Genomic DNA, 19474 nt, shown 5'->3' with positions numbered 1-19474 from the left:
ACACCGGTCCGCCGACTACAGGACGTATCGCCTGCGACGGGTTCTGGTAACCCATAGTGAGGCAACCGAGGTACGGTACGGCCCGTCGCGGGCTCGCCGATGTCCGTCACCGCGGATCACGTCCCAGTCCCCGTCCCCGTCCCCGTCCGCACCATCATCCGATCCGGTCCGTGGAACACCAGGTCATCCCCGTAGCGCACCGGCTCGTTGGACAAGGCAAGTCGGGGCAGCCGGTGCAGGAGTTCCGTGAGAGCGGTCTCTGCCTCCACACGGGCCAGTGGAGCGCCCACGCAGTAATGGCTGCCGAAGCCGAAGCCGCTGTGACGTAGTGCGTCTCGGGTGAGGTCCAGGCGGTCGGGGTCCGGGAAACGCTCGGGGTCGCGGTTGGCCGAGCCCAGTACGAGGACGACGCGGCTGCCGCCGGGGATCGTGCGTCCTCCCACCCGTGTGTCCTCTGCGGCCCACCGGGTGATCATCTGCACCGGTGAGTCGTAACGGACCAGCTCCTCCAAGGCGTTCACCATCAGTGCCGGCCGAGCGCGCAGCGTCGCGAACTGGCCGGGGTGGGCGAACAGGGCAAGCAGGCCCTTGCTCAGCAGATGCGTGGTGGTCTCGTGCCCCGCGGTCAGGAGGTGGATGCAGGTGCCGACCAGTGTGTCGTCGTCGGCCGACGTCGCCTCGCTGTGTTCCAGCATGGCCCCGATGAGATCTGTACGGGCCGGCCGTGCCCTGCGCCGTGCCAGCTCCGCGCGGAAGTAGGCGTCGAGCTCGCGGGCCGCCACCTCCGCCACAGCGAAACCGTCGGCCCTGCGGGCGACGCGTGAGCCGGTAGCCTGCTGGAGGTCCAGCGCGCGTGCGCGGAACCACGTACGCTCCTCCTGCCGCACGCCCAGCAGTTCGCTGATGACAAGCAGCGGGAACGGCGCGGCCAGACGGTCGACCAGATCGGCCTCACCCTCCTCGCCGAGCGCGGTGACGAGTGACGCCGCCAGCCGCCGGATGCGCGGACGCAGCCCCTCCACGATGCGCGGGGTGAGACTTCTGGCCACCAGCGTGCGTACTCGGGTGTGTCGCGGTGGATCCATGAAGACCATCCAGTTGGCCGTGGTACGCCTCAGATGCGGGCAGTCGGGAGGGATTCGGACCGGCTGCGGTCCGCGTACGTAGCGTCGGTCGGCAAGGATGCGCACCACGTCGCTGTGCCGGAAGACGTACCAGGAGCCGTTCGCGCCGAGGTGTACCGGGTCGCTCTCACGGTAACGGCGGTAGTAGGAGTACGGGTCCATGAGGGGGACATCCGCCGTACGGAACGGCCCCGGTGTCCGTGTGGTCATGGTGCTGCACCTCGCATCCGCGCATCCGCGCATCACGTACTGTCCGCGCGCTGGAAGAAGTCGGCGTAGAACGCCATGAGGTCGCCGACCTGCCGGGGCACGGAAGCGCACCTGCGTGCCGCCGTCGCGAGATGCGCGAAACGCAGTGCGAGGGAGCGGCGCGCCACATCGGGGCGCGGGCAGGCGGCGGGCACCACGTCCAGCTCGAACGTCGGCCCCGCTGTTCTGCCGCGCCGCCCCGAGTCCATGGTGACGAGCAGCTCCGCGAGCGGGCGCATCATGCCGGTCATCACGTCGATGGAGGCGTTCATGAGCTTCGAGCGCCGCAGGCTGGCGTCCGGGCTCTCGCCGAAATGCTGTGCCATCAGCTGGAGCATCAGGTGGTACGAGCGGTTGAACAGGGCTGCTACGGTCCGGGCCTCGGGGTCGGTGATGGCGGTCCTCGCCCCGTCGCCCGCCTTCAGCGTCGGGTTACGCAGCACCGGGTAAGCGGGGCTCCATGGCACGTGCCGCCCGTACGGGCCGGGCACGCGCTCGGTGGCCAGTAGCTCGCCGATCCGCAGGAACGTCTCGAAGTGCGACATCTCCGAGGAGGCGTCGGCGGCCGGCCCTCCAGCCGTGGCCGGCCCTCCAGCCCTGGCCGACCCTCCAGCCCTGGCCGGTCCGCCTTCGCCCTGCTCGGTGATGAGGTCGACGGCGAACAGGGCGCTCGACAGGTCGTCGACCTCCAGCTGATAGTCCGGATGGTTCCGGTTGACCGACTCCCGCAGGAAAAGATGGTGTTCACCGCCGCCGCGCCCCTTCTCCACCAGAAACAGGTCCGGGACGCGCTGCAGCCCTTCGCGCACCCCCGCGTACAGTTCGCTGACCGATCCCCAGGTGAAGCCCGCTGCCCGCTCCCGGGTGGGACGGGAGCCCCGCCGGATCTCCGGGGTGAGTGCCGCCGGCTGCTCCAGGGCGACGTAACGCTGCACGCTGCCGGCACTCAGCGGCTCCAGCGCGAAGTCCAGCGGGACCGGCAGCTTCTGGTTGAGCGTGGCGAAGTCGATCGCCGGGATGTGGAACGGCTCCCCCATCGCCATGATGATGTTGTTGACCAGCAGGAAGTGGATCATCTCCTCGCGGGCCACGGTCAGCAGGCTGCCACGCATCCCGTCATGCAGCGTCGCCCCGCCCCCGCCGCAGGCCAGTTCGAGCTGCGCCGACGTCCACTGGCCCCGGCGCACGTACGTGAGCCCTGCCCCATGCGTCGGTACGGAGAAGGCCGCGTACAGGTACTGGAGCGCCACCGACAGCTCCAGCGCGGCCGCCTGCTTCAGCGCGGCCCACAGCTCGCCGCGCGTGGTGATCGCAGGCCGCGCCGCCGGCGGGCCCGGTGCGGTCACCGGTGGCCGGACGCGTGCCTGGATGTTGCGCAGATACGCCAGCAGCAGCCGGGCCTTGGGGTCGGACAGATCGCGGGTCGGCGGCATGTAGTACGTCTTCGGCTTGTTCGCCGGATCGCACATCTGCCAGATCAGCTCGGCGTAGGTCTCCACCTTGCAGCGGTCAGCGAGGCTGAAGACCTCCGAGCGCATGAAGGAGGAGATGTGCTCGTAATAGGCGAAGACCTCCCGGTGCACGAGTTCGAAGTCGACCTCGCCGCGTGGCACATCGTCCAGATACCAGTCATCGGGCAGGACCCGCACGGCGAGAGAGGCGGCCCCCGCCCAGTAGCCGAGCGCGTCCTCGTCGTCGTACGCCTTCCAGGCCGAGCCCGGCGCGCGCGGATCGGCGGGAGGCACGTCGGCCGGGTCGGCGCAGAGCAGGACGCGGCAGGTGCCCGCGCGCTCACCGCGCAGGGTGAGGAGCCCGTGCCCGTGCTCGTCGGTCTCCACCACGCATTCGGGGGCCCATGTCTCCCCGCGCATACCGAGGATCACCGCGTCACCGCAGCGCGCCGCGGGCCCGCCCGCCGTGCTGTCGCCGGGCAGGGCACGGGGGTTGAAGTACTGCCGTACGTACACCTTCCCGGCGCTCGCAGGCCGGCCGCGCACGTAGACACGCAGCGGCACCTCCACGGCGTGGTCACGTCCGTGCGTCCGGTCGCGGTGATGCAGAACCAGCAGCGCCTCATCCGTCTGGATGTTGGTCTCCCGCTCGGTCAGCAGCGTCTCCCGGCTGCCCGAGGCGCCGACGCCGGTCAGATACAGCGCGTGCTCCCCGGCCTCCTGCCAGCCGGGTTCGGCGGGCACGGTGACCATCCCGCACGTCGCGTCGGCGGGGTAGGCGTTCGACGGCACCCTGGCGACCAGACGGTCACGACCGACCGTACGCAGCTCCAGCTCGCCGGCGTCCAGCGGTGGCCCGAGCCGGTGCAGCGGGCCGGGCCCCGGTTGCGGTGCCCGGGAGGCGTAAGCCACGGCGGAGACCATGTTGAACACGGCACGTCCGCGCGCCACTTCCACCGTGAGGTGGTGCAGCGGGGCGCCGGGGAGTGGGACGAGCAGCCGTCCGGCCGGGTAGGTGCGCAGCTCGTGGGCGTGCCAGGGGGCGACCGTCCCCCGGACCCGCCACTGGCTGGGCGCGTCGGGAACCCGTGGCGAGGCCATGCCGTCCAGAGCGAGCTGCACCAGGATGCCGTCCGCTCCGGACTGCAACGCGGCGTGCAGGGCGCTCACGGCGGGCGATCGGTCCGCCTCCGGCAGCCAGTCCAGGGAGCCTCGCTCCACCACGAACTGGTGGACCGCGCAGTAGCGCAGCTGCGGGGCCAGAACATGGTCTCCGACATCCCGGATGTGGTGGAAGTCGACCCAGCGTGGCGGATGGAGGCCGCTGACAGCGCCGGTGAACAGATAACCGCCGTCGTGCGAGCGGCCGCGCCGGCCAAGGCCGAACCGCCCGACCATCAGCGCCGCCGTCCAGCGGGAGGCCGGGTCGAGGTCGAGGACCCGCGCGCGGTTGACGGTGGTGCGCAGGTACGGGTTGTAGTGACCCCAGACGTCGACACTGCTGCCGATCACCGGATCGGTGGGGGCGCCGCCGTGACCGGCCTGACCGTCCGACAGCTCGGCGCGGATGATCCGGGTGTCCAGCCGGAAGTGCCCGTTGCCGTTGAAGTTCCAGCCTGTTGCGGTGCTGAACTCCCCTTCTGCCTCGGGCTGTCCGTCGCGGCCGAAGCGCGGTCCGCGCGGGTGCAGGAAGTCGTGGTACTCGGCAGCGGGCCGGTCACTGGGCAAGGGGCCGTCGTCGGTCAGCGCCCGGTTGGCGGCGAGGTCGATCAGCCCGCAGCGCGGACCGGTCGGCAGCCCGGTCGTCGCGGTTCCGGCGAAGTGCAGCCGCGGCAGGTCGAAAACGCTCATCACGGGGCTCCCGCAGTGTCGTGGCGGCCGGATGCGGGCTGCGCCAGGCGGTGCGGCCCGAAGCGGGTGAGATCGTCCGCGGCCTGCAGGGCCGATGCGATCGCACCCTCGATCCACGCGGGGGCCGCTGAGCAGTGCTCGCCCGCGAAGAACAGACGGTTTCTCACCGGCCGGGCCGCACGCTTGCGTTCGCTCTCGCACTCGTCGGGGCTTTTGCCCCAGCGCGTGGCGCACCCGACGCTCCACGGCGAGCCGTTCCCCCAGGCCATGCTCACGGCCCCCAGCACCATGCCGGGCCGCAGCAGTTCGGGGTGGACCGCACTGAGTTCAGCCAGGACGACGTGGTGCCGGCGGCGCCTCGGCAGCCGGCCGAGCCGGGTGGCCTCCGCGCCGATCGTATAGCTGGCCAGCAGCGTGGCCCCGCGCTCCGGGGCACCGTCGACGGGCGGATAGTAGGTCTGATGTATACGCCCGCCGGTGGACGAGGCCCCGCCCTGGATGCCGTACGCCTGCCAGAACGGCTCACGGCAGTGGAAGGCCACCTTGGTGGCCGGGCAGTATTCCACGTCGTCCAGCACCGCCAGCTTGTCGGCGTCCAGGCCGCTCAGGCGTATCCGCGACAGCGAAGGAAAGGGCAGGGCGCAGACGGCGAAGTCGGCGTGTCGCACTGTCGTCCGGTTCTTCGCGCGCACCCAGACTCGAACGTCGTGCTGCCGCACCTGGATGCCCACGATCAAGTGACCGCGGTGCACCGGGCCCGCGAGCCGTTCCGCCAGCCTGTGCGGGAGCCGGTCCATGCCGCCGTGAAGCCGCAGCAGCGCCGGGCTGGTCTCGGCGAGGATGTCGTCCAGGAAGCTGTTGAGCCGTGGGCTGAGCCCCACGCGCAGGCCCGGGTGGGCGGAGAAAAGCGAATGCAGACTGACCCGGTCCCCGGCCGCGCCGCGCAGGTGCGGCATCAGATCGACGCACGCGACGAGGTCGAGGAGCTGGCCGCGCAGATCCTCGCGAAGCGCCGCGCGCAGGTCGGGCGGGGCAATGGCGTCGATGATGGCCGTCAGCCACGCGGCGAAGACCATGACCTCGTGGGTGGGGCACAGTCCGGGCCGGTGGATTTCCAGTTCGCGCCGGAAGTCCTCGCACAGCGGCCGGGCGGCGTCGCGGATCCGCACGAGCCCGGCGGCGGTCCGCAAGTACGCGTTCTCCTCCGACAGCAGCGTCGCGAAGGGGCGGAGATCCCCCTCAAGCCCCAGTAACCGGACGTACTCCAGCGTGAGTTGATGGTCGGCGGGGATGCGCATGGCGCCCAGTTCCGCACTCGGCCCATCCGGTCCGGTGCCGAAACGGTGCGTGTACACACGGCCGCCGATGCGTGTGCTGCCCTCGAGTACCTCTACCCGGTGGCCACTGCGCTCCAGCTCGTGCGCCGCGACGAGACCTGCCATTCCGGCTCCGAGCACGAGGACGCGAGCACCGCCGGGCCGTGTTTCATCGAGTCGAAGGGTGTGCCTTGCGTGTGGAATCTCGGCCATCGCATCTCCGCCTCCGGTGATTCACGCACCGTCGTACGAGATCGCGGCCGGCTCTCCAAGTCCCCCTCCTGCCATGGCCCGTTCCGCGATCTCGATCAGCCTTGATGCTGCCCGTCATGGACGGCCTGAAGTCTTAAATCCACCCTTCGGGTGATAACTTCGGCGATAGGGCATCCAATGACACATTGCCCCCCTTACGCTTGAGAGTTCAGACGCCTGACCAGCAAAGCCTGACCAGCAGAAAACGGCCGGCGGATCACAGTCGGCAGATCACAGACACTCGTGAGGCAGGGGGAATTATGGGTGCCAAGGTGACGGTCCTGGGTCTTGGGCCGATGGGCGCCGCGCTGGCAGGCGCGTTCCTGGCGGCCGGCCACCGGACGACCGTCTGGAACCGCACGTCCGGGAAGGGCGGCGCCCTGGCCGGAGAGGGTGCCACAGAGGTGGCGTCGGCCGCCGAGGCCGTCGCCGCGAGCCCGCTGGTCGTGGTCTGTCTGGCGACGTACGAAGCCGTCCACGAGGTCCTTGACCCTCTGGCCGGCGAACTTGCCGACCGTACGGTCGTCAACCTCACCTCGGGGTCGCCGGTGCACGCACGGGAGACGGCCGACTGGGCGCAGCGGCACGGCGCCGAGTACCTCGACGGCGTGATCATGACTACTCCCTCCGGCATCGGCAAACCGGACTACCTGCAGCTCTACAGCGGCTCGCGAGCCGCCTTCGACGGCAGCCGCGGGACACTCCGCGCCCTGGGCGACCCCATGATCCTGGGCACCGACGCCGCGATGGCCTCCGTGTACGACACCGCGCTGCTGGGGCTGATGTGGGGCACGCTGACCGGCTGGCTGCACGGAGTGGCACTCATGGGCGCCGACGGGCCCGGCGGCAACGTAACGGCGACGGCATTCACGGATGTGGCCAACCGGTGGATGAAGACGGTCGGCGCCTTCATGAGTACCTACGCCCCACACGTCGACCGCGGGGACTATCCGGGTGGCGAGTTCACTCTTCACCTGCACCACAGGACGATGAACATCCTTGCCCACGCGAGCGAACTGCGTGGGGTGGTGTCCGGCCTCCCCGAACTCTTCACGGAACTGACCGGACGGGCCATCACGGCCGGACACGGCAACGACAGCTACGCACGCCTGGTCGAGTTCATCCGCAAGGACGGCAACCCCACATGAGGCCGTCACTTCGTGGCGATCACCATTGACTCCGGCCCCGCCAGGTACTGCACCCGGCTCTCGCGGAACCCGGCGTCCGCCAGCCACTCGCGGCAGTCCGCGCCGGTGTACTCGAAGCCGCCGGGCGTCTCCAGGAGCATGGTGAGGCTCATGAGCAGGCCGGGCACGTTTTCCCGGCGCTCATCATCGATGAGCGTCTCGTAGATGACCACGATGCCGCCCTCCGGCAGTGCTTCGTGCGCCTTGCGCAGCAGTGTCTTCGCCCTGGGCAGGGCCCAGTTGCTGAGGATGTGCCCGAAAACCAGCACATCGGCCTGCGGTAGCGGCTCGGCGAAGAAGTCACCGGCGCGGAACGCGAGCCGGTCGCCGAGCCCGGACTCCTCGTGTCGGCGCTGGAAGCTGGGACGGACGGCGGCCAGGTCGAAGCCAGTGCCGCGCAGATGGGGATGGCGCTCGAGCAGGTGTGTCAGCACGGTGCCCTCGGCGCAGCCGATATCGGCGACGGTGCGGTAGGGAGACCAGTCGATCGCCTCGGCCAGGGCATGTGCGGAGCGCATGGAAAGGCCGGTCATGGCCTGCTGGAACGCGTCGAGGCGGTCGGGGTCGTCGTAGAGGGTCGCGTAAATGCCCTCTTCGCCGGTCCTGATCTCGTTCTGCGGGTCTCCGGTGCGCAGGCCCTCGTCGAGCCTCCCCCAGAGCTCGTACATCCTGGCGTCGCTCATCTCCAGGAGACCGCCCAGGTAGGCGGACTTGCCGCGGACGAGGTACTGGGCGGTGGCGGGAGTGTTCGCGTACGCGCCGTTGGTGCGCTCCAGGACGCCCAGAGCGACGAGGGTGTCGAAGAAGTCACGGGCGGAGCGGGGGTGCAGCCTCAGCCGGGCGCGCAGTTCCTCGCCGCGCAACGGGCCTGCGGCGAGTTCGGTGAAGAGGCCGAGGCTTGCGGCAACGAGGAGGACCTTCGACGCCATGAAACCAGTGGCGATCTGCAGCAGACGGTCGATTGCCGGTACGTGTTGCGGGCCGGGAGACGTGTCACTCATGGATTCCTCGCAGGACGCTCGCGTGCCAGTTCCGGACAGTGCTGAACCATTTACCTTTGAGCTGCTCAGGCGCGTTCACCCCGGCCCTTCGGGCGCGGTTAATGGGCACCGCCCATCTCCAGCGCCATCACGCCCCCCGCCACCAGTACCAGGCCCCCGATCTGCACTCCCGTCAGCCCGTCCCCGAAGAGCACCGCGCCGGCCAGTGCCACCAGCGCCACACCCACGGCCGCCCAGATTCCGTAGGCGATCCCGATCGGCATGCCTTGCTTGAGCACCAGTGACAGCAGCACGAACGCCGTCACGTACCCCACCACCACCACGACGGTCGGCACGACTTTGGAGAAGCCCTCCGACAGGCGCAGCGACACCGTCCCCGTCACCTCCGCCAGGATCGCTCCGGCCAGCAGTACCCACTTCATGGTCCGCGCCTCCTTCATCGGACGAGAACCCGAACGTTCCCTCCCGACAGTGTGGGTGCGCCCGTGGCCACAACGCCCGCCCCAGCGCGGCCGATCACCCAAAGAGATGAGTGGGCGGCGGAAGAGCGAGGGCCCGGGCAAGTAGACGTTGGACAACCGATCAGGACACCGGCCCTCTCTCGTCCCGCAGTCGCTCGGCGAACGCCCGCGCGGCGGCCAGATCCTCCATGTTCGGCCGCTGCTTGTTGATACCGCCGACGAGCTTGAAGGGTGCCCAGGTGTCGAACGCCCGGCACGAGAAGCTCCCGGCCACCTCGAAGCCCTTGCCTTCGAGGAGCTGCACCAGCGGGCGGGTAAAAGGCGCCAGCGGGATCTCGGGGAGCCCACTGGTGGCGAACACGAACGCCCGGCCCCGCCCGGTGGGAAGTGCCTTGACGAAGTCGGTCAGGCGGGGGGCGAGCCTGCTGTAGAAAACGCCCGAGCCGAAGCCCACGAGGTCGGCGCCGGCCAGCTCCTCCGGGTCGGCCTCCTCTGGTACGACGACCTTCGCGCCCAGTAGCGGGGCCATGGTGTCGGCGACACGACGCGTATTGCCGTGCGACACGGAGGCGCACACGATGACGGCCTTCATTGTCACGATCCCTTCTCTCGCTTCCGTAATAAGGACGGCGCCGGCGACGCCGGATGTGACACCACGCCAGTGTGACGGCAGCCACACCCGCCCCGCGGAAAGCGCTGAAGGGTAAGCGCCTTCTGGATTACTTCCGTACGCACGTCTATTGACGTGCGCATGCCCCACTTCTAGCGTAGCAAGCGCTTTCTATCTCGTGTGGAGAGCCGCACTGCCATGCCTGCGCGCAGGCGACCACGGAGAAGAACGGAACCCCCCATGAAACCGAGATCCCCACTGTCCTTACTGGCATGCGCCGCCCTGGCGGCCGGCGCGGTCGTGGCTGTGCCCGGTGGCACGGCCGCCGCTGCCCCGGCCCGCTACGAGGCCGAGAGTTCCCCAGCAGTCTGTACCGGCACCGTCGACTCCGACTGGGCGGGATACTCCGGCAGCGGATTCTGCAACGGCAACAACGCGGTCGGCGCGTACGCGCAGTTCACCGTGAACGCTCCCGCCTCGGGCACGGCGACGCTGAAGGTCCGCTTCGCCACCGGAACCACCACCGCGCGGCCCGCGGATGTCACGGTGAACGGCTCGGCGGCCCCGTCGGCGTCGTTCGAGAGCACCGGCGCGTGGGCGACGTGGGCGACGAAGACGCTCACGGTGCCGGTGAGGCCGGGCAGCAACACCATCCGGCTCAGCCCCACGACCTCCGCCGGCCTGCCCAACATCGACTACCTCGATGTCGAGGTGGGCGCCACCACGCCGCCCCCGTCGGGCACCGCGCTGTACGTGGCGCCGAACGGCAGCGACAGCGCGGCCGGTACGCAGTCGGCCCCGACGACATTCACCTCGGCGATCAGCCGTATCACTCCCGGCGGGACGATCTACCTGCGCGGCGGGACGTACCGCTACGCGCAGACGGTCACGATCCCGCAGGGCAACAACGGCACATCGAGTGCCCGCACGAAGCTGTACTCCTACCCGGGTGAGACTCCCGTACTGAACTTCTCCAGCATGACCGAGGCCCCGGCGAACCGCGGGCTTGCCGTGAACGGCTCGCTCTGGCACGTCAGGGGCATCGTCGTCGAGCGCGCCGGTGACAACGGCATCTTCGTCGGCGGCAGCAACAACATCTTCGAGCGCACGGTCACGCGCTTCAACCGCGATACGGGGCTTCAGCTCTCGCGGATGGCCTCCAGCACCCCCCGCGACCAGTGGCCCGCCAACAACCTCGTCCTGAGCGCGGAGTCGCACGACAACGCCGACTCCGACGGCGAGGACGCAGACGGCTTCGCCGCCAAGCTCACCGTCGGCTCCGGCAACGTCTTCCGCTACGCCGTGGCCCACAACAACATCGACGACGGCTGGGACCTCTACACCAAGACGGACACGGGACCCATCGGCCCGGTGACCATCGAGGACTCCCTCGCCTACGACAACGGCACCCTCTCCGACGGCACCGTGAACTCCAACGGTGACCGCAACGGCTACAAGCTCGGCGGCGAGGACATCGCGGTCAACCACGTCATCCGGCGCAGCATCGCCTACGACAACGGCAAGCACGGATTCACGTACAACAGGAACCCCGGCACGATGTCGATGTCGGACAACATCAGCATCGACAACGCCCAGCGCAACTACTCGTTCGACGCCGGGACCTCGGTGTTCCGGAACAACACCTCGTGCCGCAGCGGCAGCGGGACGAATGACAAGGTCGTCGGGAACGCCGACAGCTCGAACCAGTTCTGGTCCGGCTCGAACGGCTCCCGGTGCTCCTCCTACACCGGCGCCCTGAACTGGTCCTTCGCTGCGGACGGCCGCCTCGCCGTAACCTTCGGCGGCAAGCCCGTAACGCCGTAACCAGCCCTGTCGCCCGGCGTGTCACCGCGGCTTTGCCGCCCGGCCCGCCGGGACGCCGGCCCGTCCGGTTCGTCCGTATGGGCCGGATGGGCCGGCCGGCGGTCACAGCGGCGACCAGCCGGCGAGTACGTCGCCCTGCTCGCCCCCGCGTTGTTCAGGACGCGGGGAGCGGGCTGGTCCAGCCGACCGGTACGTGGGCCAGGCGGACGCGCTGTGGGTGGTCGCCGACGGGCACCGAGACGGTTTTCCGGCCCGTGGCGAAGTCGATGGCGGTGACCCGGTCGGCGCCGCTTTCGGAGATCACACACGACTTGCCGTCGCCGCTGACGGTGGCCCAGTAGGGCTTGGACGCGGTGACCAGAGGGCCTTCCCGCAGGGTGGTGCGGTCGACGACGGTGGCGTAGTCGTCCATGGTTCCGGCGACGCAGAGTTTGTCGCCTTTCGGACTCATCGACATGCCGTGGTGGCGGGAGTCGTTGACCCAGGTGGTGCGGTCCTCGCTGGTGTCCGGGTTCTTGGGCAGTTCCTTGAGCCGGGTGATCTTGTCCCTGGCGACGTCGTATTCGAGGAAGCCGTTGAAGAAGGAGACCTGGAAGTAGAGCCTGGATTCGTCGGGGGTGAAGGCGACGGGCCGTACCGCGTCAGAGAGGTCCTTGCGGCCGAAAGCGTCGAGGCGTTTCCTCATGTCGATGATTCTGACCTGTTTGAAGGTGGCCGCGTCGACGATGGTGATCTTTCGGTCTCCCTTGGTCCAGTCCATGGCGGGGTCGTCGGTGTCCGTGGTGACGTCACCGATGGACATGTTCCACAGGTACTTCCCGCCGTCGGTGTAGACGTTCTCGTGCGGCTTGTCGCCGGTCTTGAACGAGCCCGCTTCCTTGCCCGTGTTGATGTCGAGGACATGCACGGTGTTCGTAAGGGAAGCGGAGACGGCCACCCGTTTCCCGTCGGGGGACACGGCCATGTGGTCGGAACGGAAGCCCGAGACGGGGAACCGCCAGTTCATTTTGCCGGTGGTCACGTCGATGGAGACGACATCGGAGAAGCTGGGACGGGAGGCGACCAGAGCGGTCCCGTCGGGGGTGGAGTACATGTCGTCGACGAGCTGGTCGTGCCCCTCCCCCGGACCGTTCCTGATCGCGAGGAAGGCGATCAGCTTGACCGGGTTGAGGTAGATCTCGCGCAGCCGCTCCTGCTTGTCCGGCACCACGTTGATCCGGCCGAGCTTCGCGAACGTACCACTGCTCTTGATCACGTCAGCGGTGCCGTCCCAGTTGTTGCCGGCGAACATCACCTCCTGCAGCTCCGTCCGCCCGCCGCCGGCGTCGCGCGGCGGTGAGGCGACGGCTGAGGCGCCCGTGACTCCGGCGCCGGCGAGCACGCCCACAGCGATCGTCAACGGCAGCCAGCGCCCGCGGCGTCGGCGCCGCGCCGCGGTGGGTGCGTCAGTGGGTGCGTCAACGGCGGGTAATGTCGGGTTCTTTCTGCGTACGGCCATGGATTCCTCCGCTTTGCGGCTCTGCGACGAAGGCGTCCCGGCCGCGCGATGTGAAAACGCTGCGCTTCAGATCTGGCTACTTGAAAGTAACGAGGGGCGCACCGTTCTTCAACCCCGTGGACGGGAGAAGATGTCCGGCACACGAGCGGAGGGGAAATCGTGGAGGAGCGGCTCAGGCAGTCAACCGGTCGTTACGCGGGCAAGTCGGCCGCCGAACGGCACGCCGAGCGGCGCGAGAGGTTTCTTGAGGCCGCGCTGGACCTTTTCGGCGGCGGGCCGGGCTACCGGTCGACGACCGTTGCCGCGCTGTGCGAAGCGGCCGGGCTTTCCACGCGGCAGTTCTACGAAGAGTTCCGCACTCTTGAGGACGTGCTCGCCGCTCTGCACCTGCACGTCAACGACGTGGCGGAGGCCGCGGTCATCAACGCCCTTGCCCGGACGGAGGACTTGCCGTTCGCCGACCGCTACGGGGCTGTCTTTCGTGCGTACGCGGCCAGTGTCACTACGGACCCGCGGCGCATACGGATCGCCTTCACCGAGATCGTGGGCGTCAGCCCGCGCATGGACGAGCAGCGGCTGGCCCGCCGCGCCAAGTGGATCGACCTGCTGTGTGCCGAGGCGGCAGCCGCCGTCGTGCGCGGTGAGGCCGCTGATCGTGATTACCGCATCGCTGCGGTCGCCTTCATCGGCAGCGTGAACGGTCTTCTGCACGACTGGGCCATGGGGTGGGTGGACGCCTCTTCGGACGAGGTGGTCGAGGAACTCGTCCGGTTGTTGCTGGCTTTGCTGCGCCCCGCGTGTTAATCGGCTGGTGTTGAGGCGTTGTCCGCCGGGACCTGGAGGCGGCGCAGGCGAGGAGCGAGGGCGGCGGCGCCGATCCCCGCCACCACGACGACGGACAGGGCCACTTGGAAAGTGGTGACCCCCACCAGGCCTCCCACCAGTAACGGCGCCGCCAGGAAACCCAGGCGTGAGACGAGGGACACCGTGGCGATCCCGGCGCCGGGGCGAACTCCGGGAAGCCGGCCGACCATGCTGAAAGCCACCGGGAACATCGGGCTCGCACCGAGGCCGGCCAGAGCGAATCCGATGATCGTCGCGAGCGGCGAGGCCACGAGGAGACCGACCCCGAAGGCGAGCGCGACGAGCAGTCCTCCGCCCGTCACCACCGCTGACGGGCCGAGGCGTTCGACCAGCCGGTCGCCGACGAGGCGGCCCGCGGTCATGAAGACCGAGAAGGCCACGAAGGCCAGGCCGGCCGTTCCGGGGCCCGCCCCGAGGTCGGAGAGATACACGGCGCTCCAGGACTGCGGTACGTCTTCGATCTGGGCGGCGAACACGACCATCAGGCCCAGTAACAGGAGTGCGGGCGCGGGCCGCCGGATCCCGCCTCGGCGCTTCGTGCCCGTCGCGACAGCGCCCGCCCGCTCCTCGTCATCGATCAGTCGCTGTCGTACGACGAGCGCCACCGCTCCCAGGGCCGCACCGGTCGCGAGGAAGTGGACGGCCGGGGGCACGCGCAGGGCCGCAGCCGCCGTACCCACCAGTCCGCCCGCCACCGCCCCGACGCTCCATGAGGCGTGGAAGCCGTTGAGCAGGGGCCGCCCGGACCGCTGCTCCACCAGGACGCCCTGGGCGTTCATCGAGACGTCCATCGCGGCGTCGGCAGCTCCCAGGACGACCAGCGCGAGGCACAGGGTCCACCACGTGGGGGCCAGGGCGGGCAGTACGAGTCCGGCGCACAGGGCGGCGGTGGCGGCCAGGAGTACGCGTCGGCTCCCGATCCGGTCGACGAGGGTCCCGGCGGTCAGGGTGAAGAGGAGGCCACCCACGCCCAGGCCGGTCAGGGCCACGCCCAGCATCGTGGCGTTGATCGCCAGGCCGTCCTGGACCGAGGGGATGCGGGGTGCCCAGTTGGCGAACAGTGCCCCGTTGGTGAAGAAGAGGGCAAGGACCGCGACGCGGGTACGGGTGAGGTCCGTCGTGGTTTTCGCCGACAGGTTCACAGGAGCTCCCCCGGTGGGTCGGCAGGGGCGCTGCGTTCGCCGCCCATCGCGGCGCGGGCCTGCGCGTGCAGGCTGCGCGACGCTGCCGCGACGATGCTGGCGGAGGTTGAGGTGACCGGCCTGCCCGCGTAATCGGTGAGTGTCCCGCCGGCCTCCTGGACGATGAGCGCGCCTGCCGCGTAGTCCCACATCTCCCCGTCGACCTCGGCGAAGACGTCCGCGGATCCTTCCGCCACCTGGCAGAGCGCGGCCGCGCCGCATCCGGTGATCCGGATGTCCAGGACCGATCCCCACAGCCCGTCGAGGATGCGGCGGGCTGTGTCCTTCCACGGCGGAGGGGAGGTCGAGCAGATGGCCAGGGACTGGGCGAGGTGCGGTGCGGGCCGCACCTGGAGGCGGTGCCCGTCGCGGTGTGCGCCGCCGCCGCGGGTGGCGGTGTACAGGGCGTCCGTGGCCGGGGCGTGGAACACTCCGGTCAGCACCGTTCCACGGTAGGCGTAGGCGATACTGACGCCCCAGTCCGGGCGGCCGCGCAGGAAGTTGTGGGTGCCGTCGAGCGGGTCGACGATCCACGTGTGGTCCGACTCGGGTCCGGTTGACCCGGACTCCTCCGCGACGATCCGGTGTCCGGGCAGGGCTGTTCGGATCGTGTCGACGATGTACCGGTCCGCCTCGGTGTCCGCCGCGCTGCTGCGTTGGCCGGGGCTCTTGGTGACGGGCCGGATATCGCCGTCCGTGAAGAGGTGGAGCAGCCGGGCGCCGGCCGTCCTGGCCAGGTCGACTGCGAGGGCGAGTGATACGTCTGCGCCGATGGGGCCGGGTCCGGTACGGCGTGGGCGCCGTGGGGCGGCGGCGCGGGGCCTGTTCATGGCAGGCCTCCGGTGTCGAGGTCGCGGAAGAATTCGCGCAGTACCTCGTGGTCCTCGTACCCCAGCGTCAGTCCCCACAGAGACGGCCGGGAGTGCAGCTCGACGGCTTGGCCCTCTGTGAGTCTGATCTGTCCGACATCCACGTCCCTGCGGATCCAGAAGGTGTGCTCGAAGCCGTACGTCCGCTGTCGTGAGAACAGGTGCTTCACGTCGCTCGGGGCCACCAACAGCTGCATTTCCTCCTGTAATTCGCGGATGACGCAGTCCCTCGGTTCCTCGCCGGGCTCGAGGTGTCCGCCGGGGATGCACCAGGTGCCGGGGAAGGCGATGAGCGGGTTGTTGTCGCGCAGTTGCAGGAGCACTTCTCCGGCGGGGGTGAGGATGATGATCTGTGCCCCGACGGTGCCGTGTGACCACTGCTGTCCCTCCATCGAATCAGGCCTCCGTCTTCCGCAGGGCGTCGAGGACGTCCTCGACATCGCGGTCGTTCATGGTGGGGAAGAGCGGGAGCGAGAGGATCCGCTGGGACAGTGAGGTGGCCACGGGGAGGTCCCGGTACGCGTGCGGGAGGGAGTCCCGGTAGAACGGCTGGAGGTGCATGCCGCGGAAGTGGACGCCGGTGCCGATGCCTTCGGAGCGAAGGTGGTCCAGCAGCCGGTCCCGTTCGGTTTCGGGGGTGCCTTCCGCCAGAGCGACGATGAACAGGTGCCGTGCGTGCCGGTCGTCCGGCCGTACCGTCTCCAGTGGCGTGAGACGTTCGAGGCCGGACAGACCCGCTGAGTAGAGCGCGCAGAGGTGTTGGCGGCGGTCGATGTAGGCGTCGAGTTTGGGCAGTTGGTGCAGTCCGAGGGCTGCTTGGACGTCCGTCATGTTGTATTTGAAGCCCGGCAGGTGTAATTGCCAGTGCGGTGAGCCCGTGGCGCTGTTCCTCTTCCACGCGTCGCTGGAGATGCCGTGGAGGGTCAGCATCCGTGCGGTGCGGGCGAGTTCGTCGTCGTCCAGTACGAGCATGCCTCCCTCGGCGGTCGTCATGTTCTTCGTCGGGTAGAAGCTGAACGCGGTCGGGTTGCCGCGCGAGCCGATGCGGGTGCCCCGGTGGGTGGCGCCGATCGCATGGGCGGCGTCCTCGACGACGGCCAGGCCGTGCCGGGCCGCGATGCTCTCGATGGCCTCCATGTCGCAGGCCTGCCCCGCCATGTGCACCGGCATGATCACCTTGGTACGTGGCGTTATGGCCCTCTCGATCAGCGTCGCGTCGATGTTCAGAGTTGCGGGTTCGACGTCGACGAACACCGGGCGTGCGCCCAGGTGCCAGATCACGTTGGCTGTGGAGGGCCAGGAGATGGGGGTGGTGATGACCTCGTCTCCCGTGGTGACGCCGATCGCGGCGAGTGCGACGTGGAGGGCGCCGGTGCAGCTGTTGGTGGCGATGGCGTGCCGGCTTCCGACGTACTCGGCCACCATCGACTCGAACCTGGCTGTTTTCGGGCCGGTGGTGAGCCAGCCCGACCGCAGGGTGTCGAGCACCTCCGCTTCCTCCTCGGGGCCGATGTCGGCCTTCGCCAGAGGCAGGAAGTCGCGGCGGACCGGTTCGCCCCCGTGCGCGGCCGGCCTCTTGGCCTGTTCCAGCAGTGTCCGCACGGTGCTGGCGTTCTCGACTTCCTCGGGGGTGAGCCGGCGGGCGACAGCCGAGTCCCGGATCTCGCGTATGCCGTCCGCCGGTTTGCGGTGCGGGGCGATCCCGGTGTCGCGGCCGAGCGCCGAGGGGTCGGCCGCGTAGTCGCGCGCGTCGAGGCCTTTCGCGGTCGTCGCCAGGTCCGCTTCCGGTACGGCGGCCACGACCTCCTCGGCGACGTCGCGGACCGACGCGTTGACGCTGACGAGGTTGTAGACGGCCGATGTCTTCGGCAAGCGCTCCGCGTCCGTCACCAGGCGGACGTAGGCGTCCGCCGCGTCCGCGACATGCAGGAGCGGCAGGCGCTGTTGTCCGTCCCCGTCGACGCCGACCTTCTTGTGCAGCACGGCGGAGGCGGTCATGGCGTTGACCATCAGGTCGTACCGCATGCGGGGCGAGATGCCGAAGAGTGTGCCCATGCGTAACGACACCGTGGTGAAGCCGGGACCGGACTCGGCGGCCACGGCCCGTTCGGCGGCGACCTTCGAGCGTGCGTAGGCGGTGAGGGGGCGGACCTCGGCGTCCTCCCGCAGTGACCGTTCGTCGCTGGCGCCGTAGACGCTGCAGGACGAGGCGAAGAGGAATGCCCTGGCTCCGGCCTCCTTCGCGATCCGGGCGAAGTGGACCGTGGCGTCCACGTTGATGGACTCGGTCCACGACTCGTCGATGTCCCCCGCCGGGTCGTTGCTCAGCGCCGCGAGGCAGATCGCCGTGTCGATTCCCCGCGCCACGTCGGACGACAAGTTCCGTACGTCCTGCACCACCACCCGCAGACGGGGATGGTCTTCACTCTCCTCCAGGGTCTGCCTGCCGAAGTAGAAGGTGTCCACGGCGGTGACGTAGTGCCCTGCCGCGAGCAGTTTCGGTACGAGTACGGAGCCGAGGTAGCCGCCGGCTCCGGTCACCACGACACGCCGGCGAAGGCTGTGCGCGTGTGCTGTCGTCATGCCTGGGGCCGAGCCCCACGATGCGGCCATGGAGTGCTCCTGACGGTTGGGTTGCCGGTGCCGGACGCGCGGGGCCTCGACGGTCCGCTCGCGCGGGGAACTACGGACGGGCCCTGAGGGGAGTGCCCCCGCGGGCGGCCGAGTCGGCGATGAGTTCGCACAGGTGCAGGTCGAGAATCGCGTCCTCGGGAGGGTTCGATACGGTCTCCTGCCCCCTGACGGCGCCCACGAAGGCTCGGGCCTGCTCGTGGAACGCGGTGTTGTTCTCGAAGGTGTGGGATCGCGGGGCGCCCTGCCGGGGGTAGTGCAGCAGATGTCCGGGGTCGTCATCGCCCGGCATCATGTCGAGGCTCCCCGCCGAGCCGAGGATGCGTACACTCCAGGCCGAAAGGGCGGCGGGTTTGACGTAGCCGGCCGTCGCGGTGCAGAGCACGTCACCGGCGAAGGTGAGGGTGGCGACGCAGGTCTCGTGCTCCACAGCGCCGGGGTGGGTGTGGACCTTGCGGTTGCTCACGGCGGCCACCGTCAGCGGCATGCCGAACAGCCAGCGCAGCGGGTTGAGGAAGGCATAGCTCAGGTGGGTGACGATCATTCCTCCGCTGCCGGCCTGGTCGTAGTACCAGGAAGCCGGATCCTGATCGACCAGAGCGGTGCTCTGGATGCAGAGCACCTCGCCGATGGCGCCCTCCCCCACCAGCGCGGCGGCCCTGCGCCACACCTCCTTGTACCGTGCCTCGTACCCGGCCTCCACGACCAGTCGGCGTTCGGCGGCGAGGCGTCGTACCTGCCGCGCGGTGGGGAGGTCCGCGGCGAGGCAACCGCCCACCAGTACGTGCAGGCCGTTTTCCAGGGCCCACCGCACCACGTCGTCCTGGACCCGGTGCGGTGCCTCTACGAGTACGGCGTCAGGAGCGGTCGCCATCAGCTCCTGGTAGCGACCGGAACTGAACCCGGCATCGAATCTCGCGGCGAACATCCTCGCGCGCTCCGGGCGGCGCGAGGCGACGCCGCAGATCTCGACCCCCTCGACGTCGGCGAGGGCCTGCGTACGGACGGCGGCCATCCGTCCGGCGCCCACCACAGCCACCCGCATACTCACTCTCCCCGCCAGGGGCGAAGCCGGCCACCGTGCCTCTGGCCGGCGGTGGGGGTG

At 69.5% G+C, this 19474-nt stretch carries 15 protein-coding genes; 3 read left to right on the top strand and 12 right to left on the bottom strand.

Annotated elements, in window-relative coordinates:
* Nucleotides 1-116 precede the first annotated feature (116 nt).
* The 3 genes from G412_RS34470 to G412_RS34465 are packed head-to-tail and all read right to left on the bottom strand — an operon-like array spanning nucleotide 117 to nucleotide 6204.
* Entirely contained in the window at nucleotides 117-1334 is a 1218-nt protein-coding gene (locus G412_RS34470) for a cytochrome P450 (RefSeq protein WP_051338350.1), read from the bottom strand.
* A 32-nt stretch (nucleotides 1335-1366) separates the two neighbouring features.
* A complete protein-coding gene (locus tag G412_RS0114770; protein ID WP_028812772.1) occupies nucleotides 1367-4675 on the bottom strand; it encodes a ferritin-like domain-containing protein in 3309 nt (1102 codons plus the stop codon).
* Nucleotides 4675-6204: a flavin monoamine oxidase family protein gene (locus tag G412_RS34465; protein WP_106964089.1), complete on the bottom strand. Its 1530-nt coding sequence runs from the start codon at nucleotides 6202-6204 to the stop codon at nucleotides 4675-4677. Before G412_RS34465 ends, G412_RS0114770 begins: the two co-directional genes overlap by 1 nt.
* Nucleotides 6205-6503: 299 nt before the next feature.
* Here G412_RS34465 and G412_RS0114760 point away from each other — a divergent pair, with 299 nt between their 5' ends.
* Nucleotides 6504-7391, top strand: a complete 888-nt coding sequence (locus tag G412_RS0114760) for an NAD(P)-dependent oxidoreductase (RefSeq protein WP_028812771.1) — start codon at nucleotides 6504-6506, stop codon at nucleotides 7389-7391.
* A gap of 5 nt (nucleotides 7392-7396) precedes the next feature.
* On the opposite strand, the gene G412_RS0114755 is transcribed toward G412_RS0114760, so the two are convergent.
* The 3 genes from G412_RS0114755 to G412_RS0114745 form a co-directional block, all read right to left on the bottom strand.
* Nucleotides 7397-8431, bottom strand: a complete 1035-nt coding sequence (locus G412_RS0114755; protein ID WP_028812770.1) for a methyltransferase — start codon at nucleotides 8429-8431, stop codon at nucleotides 7397-7399.
* Between the two features lie 98 nt (nucleotides 8432-8529).
* Nucleotides 8530-8853 (bottom strand): DMT family transporter, encoded by a 324-nt coding sequence (locus G412_RS0114750; RefSeq protein ID WP_028812769.1) that lies wholly within the window; start codon nucleotides 8851-8853, stop codon nucleotides 8530-8532.
* 160 nt (nucleotides 8854-9013) lie between these two features.
* Nucleotides 9014-9484, bottom strand: coding sequence for a flavodoxin family protein (locus G412_RS0114745; protein ID WP_028812768.1), 471 nt, complete (start codon nucleotides 9482-9484; stop codon nucleotides 9014-9016).
* A 258-nt stretch (nucleotides 9485-9742) separates the two neighbouring features.
* Between G412_RS0114745 and G412_RS0114740 the strand changes: the two genes are divergently transcribed.
* The gene (locus G412_RS0114740) at nucleotides 9743-11326 is read left to right on the top strand and encodes a carbohydrate-binding protein (protein WP_028812767.1); all 1584 of its coding nucleotides are present in this window, start codon (nucleotides 9743-9745) and stop codon (nucleotides 11324-11326) included.
* A 154-nt stretch (nucleotides 11327-11480) separates the two neighbouring features.
* On the opposite strand, the gene G412_RS0114735 is transcribed toward G412_RS0114740, so the two are convergent.
* Complete coding sequence (locus G412_RS0114735) at nucleotides 11481-12824, bottom strand: YncE family protein (RefSeq protein ID WP_244282968.1); 1344 nt, start codon at nucleotides 12822-12824, stop codon at nucleotides 11481-11483.
* A 159-nt stretch (nucleotides 12825-12983) separates the two neighbouring features.
* Between G412_RS0114735 and G412_RS0114730 the strand changes: the two genes are divergently transcribed.
* Nucleotides 12984-13628 (top strand): TetR/AcrR family transcriptional regulator, encoded by a 645-nt coding sequence (locus G412_RS0114730; protein ID WP_028812765.1) that lies wholly within the window; start codon nucleotides 12984-12986, stop codon nucleotides 13626-13628.
* On the opposite strand, the gene G412_RS34460 is transcribed toward G412_RS0114730, so the two are convergent.
* From G412_RS34460 to G412_RS0114705, 5 genes are all read right to left on the bottom strand, one after another.
* Nucleotides 13625-14830: an MFS transporter gene (locus G412_RS34460; protein WP_051338349.1), complete on the bottom strand. Its 1206-nt coding sequence runs from the start codon at nucleotides 14828-14830 to the stop codon at nucleotides 13625-13627. The two genes, G412_RS0114730 and G412_RS34460, sit on opposite strands and share 4 nt — an antisense overlap.
* A complete protein-coding gene (locus tag G412_RS34455) occupies nucleotides 14827-15699 on the bottom strand; it encodes an inositol monophosphatase family protein (protein ID WP_051338348.1) in 873 nt (290 codons plus the stop codon). Before G412_RS34455 ends, G412_RS34460 begins: the two co-directional genes overlap by 4 nt.
* The gene (locus G412_RS0114715) at nucleotides 15696-16130 is read right to left on the bottom strand and encodes an NUDIX hydrolase (RefSeq protein ID WP_037648786.1); all 435 of its coding nucleotides are present in this window, start codon (nucleotides 16128-16130) and stop codon (nucleotides 15696-15698) included. Before G412_RS0114715 ends, G412_RS34455 begins: the two co-directional genes overlap by 4 nt.
* 4 nt (nucleotides 16131-16134) lie before the next feature.
* Nucleotides 16135-18351 (bottom strand): bifunctional SDR family oxidoreductase/aminotransferase class I/II-fold pyridoxal phosphate-dependent enzyme, encoded by a 2217-nt coding sequence (locus G412_RS38020; RefSeq protein ID WP_167546463.1) that lies wholly within the window; start codon nucleotides 18349-18351, stop codon nucleotides 16135-16137.
* Between the two features lie 70 nt (nucleotides 18352-18421).
* Nucleotides 18422-19414 (bottom strand): Gfo/Idh/MocA family protein, encoded by a 993-nt coding sequence (locus tag G412_RS0114705; RefSeq protein ID WP_028812762.1) that lies wholly within the window; start codon nucleotides 19412-19414, stop codon nucleotides 18422-18424.
* Between the last annotated feature and the right edge of the window lie 60 nt (nucleotides 19415-19474).

The sequence above is a fragment of the Streptomyces flavidovirens DSM 40150 genome, assembly GCF_000429085.1.
Lineage (GTDB): Bacteria > Actinomycetota > Actinomycetes > Streptomycetales > Streptomycetaceae > Streptomyces > Streptomyces flavidovirens.
The sequence above is the reverse complement of the archived record's forward strand: the minus strand, read 5'-3'. Positions and strand labels throughout refer to the sequence as shown.

Bases quoted from the DNA above. Each gene is read 5' to 3' on its own strand.
- G412_RS34470 (WP_051338350.1), bottom strand. From the start codon at position 1,334: ATGACCACACGGACACCGGGGCCGTTCCGTACGGCGGATGTCCCCCTC.
- G412_RS0114770 (WP_028812772.1), bottom strand. From the start codon at position 4,675: ATGAGCGTTTTCGACCTGCCGCGGCTGCACTTCGCCGGAACCGCGACG.
- G412_RS34465 (WP_106964089.1), bottom strand. From the start codon at position 6,204: ATGGCCGAGATTCCACACGCAAGGCACACCCTTCGACTCGATGAAACA.
- G412_RS0114760 (WP_028812771.1), top strand. From the start codon at position 6,504: ATGGGTGCCAAGGTGACGGTCCTGGGTCTTGGGCCGATGGGCGCCGCG.
- G412_RS0114755 (WP_028812770.1), bottom strand. From the start codon at position 8,431: ATGAGTGACACGTCTCCCGGCCCGCAACACGTACCGGCAATCGACCGT.
- G412_RS0114750 (WP_028812769.1), bottom strand. From the start codon at position 8,853: ATGAAGTGGGTACTGCTGGCCGGAGCGATCCTGGCGGAGGTGACGGGG.
- G412_RS0114745 (WP_028812768.1), bottom strand. From the start codon at position 9,484: ATGAAGGCCGTCATCGTGTGCGCCTCCGTGTCGCACGGCAATACGCGT.
- G412_RS0114740 (WP_028812767.1), top strand. From the start codon at position 9,743: ATGAAACCGAGATCCCCACTGTCCTTACTGGCATGCGCCGCCCTGGCG.
- G412_RS0114735 (WP_244282968.1), bottom strand. From the start codon at position 12,824: ATGGCCGTACGCAGAAAGAACCCGACATTACCCGCCGTTGACGCACCC.
- G412_RS34455 (WP_051338348.1), bottom strand. From the start codon at position 15,699: ATGAACAGGCCCCGCGCCGCCGCCCCACGGCGCCCACGCCGTACCGGA.
- G412_RS0114715 (WP_037648786.1), bottom strand. From the start codon at position 16,130: ATGGAGGGACAGCAGTGGTCACACGGCACCGTCGGGGCACAGATCATC.
- G412_RS38020 (WP_167546463.1), bottom strand. From the start codon at position 18,351: ATGGCCGCATCGTGGGGCTCGGCCCCAGGCATGACGACAGCACACGCG.
- G412_RS0114705 (WP_028812762.1), bottom strand. From the start codon at position 19,414: ATGCGGGTGGCTGTGGTGGGCGCCGGACGGATGGCCGCCGTCCGTACG.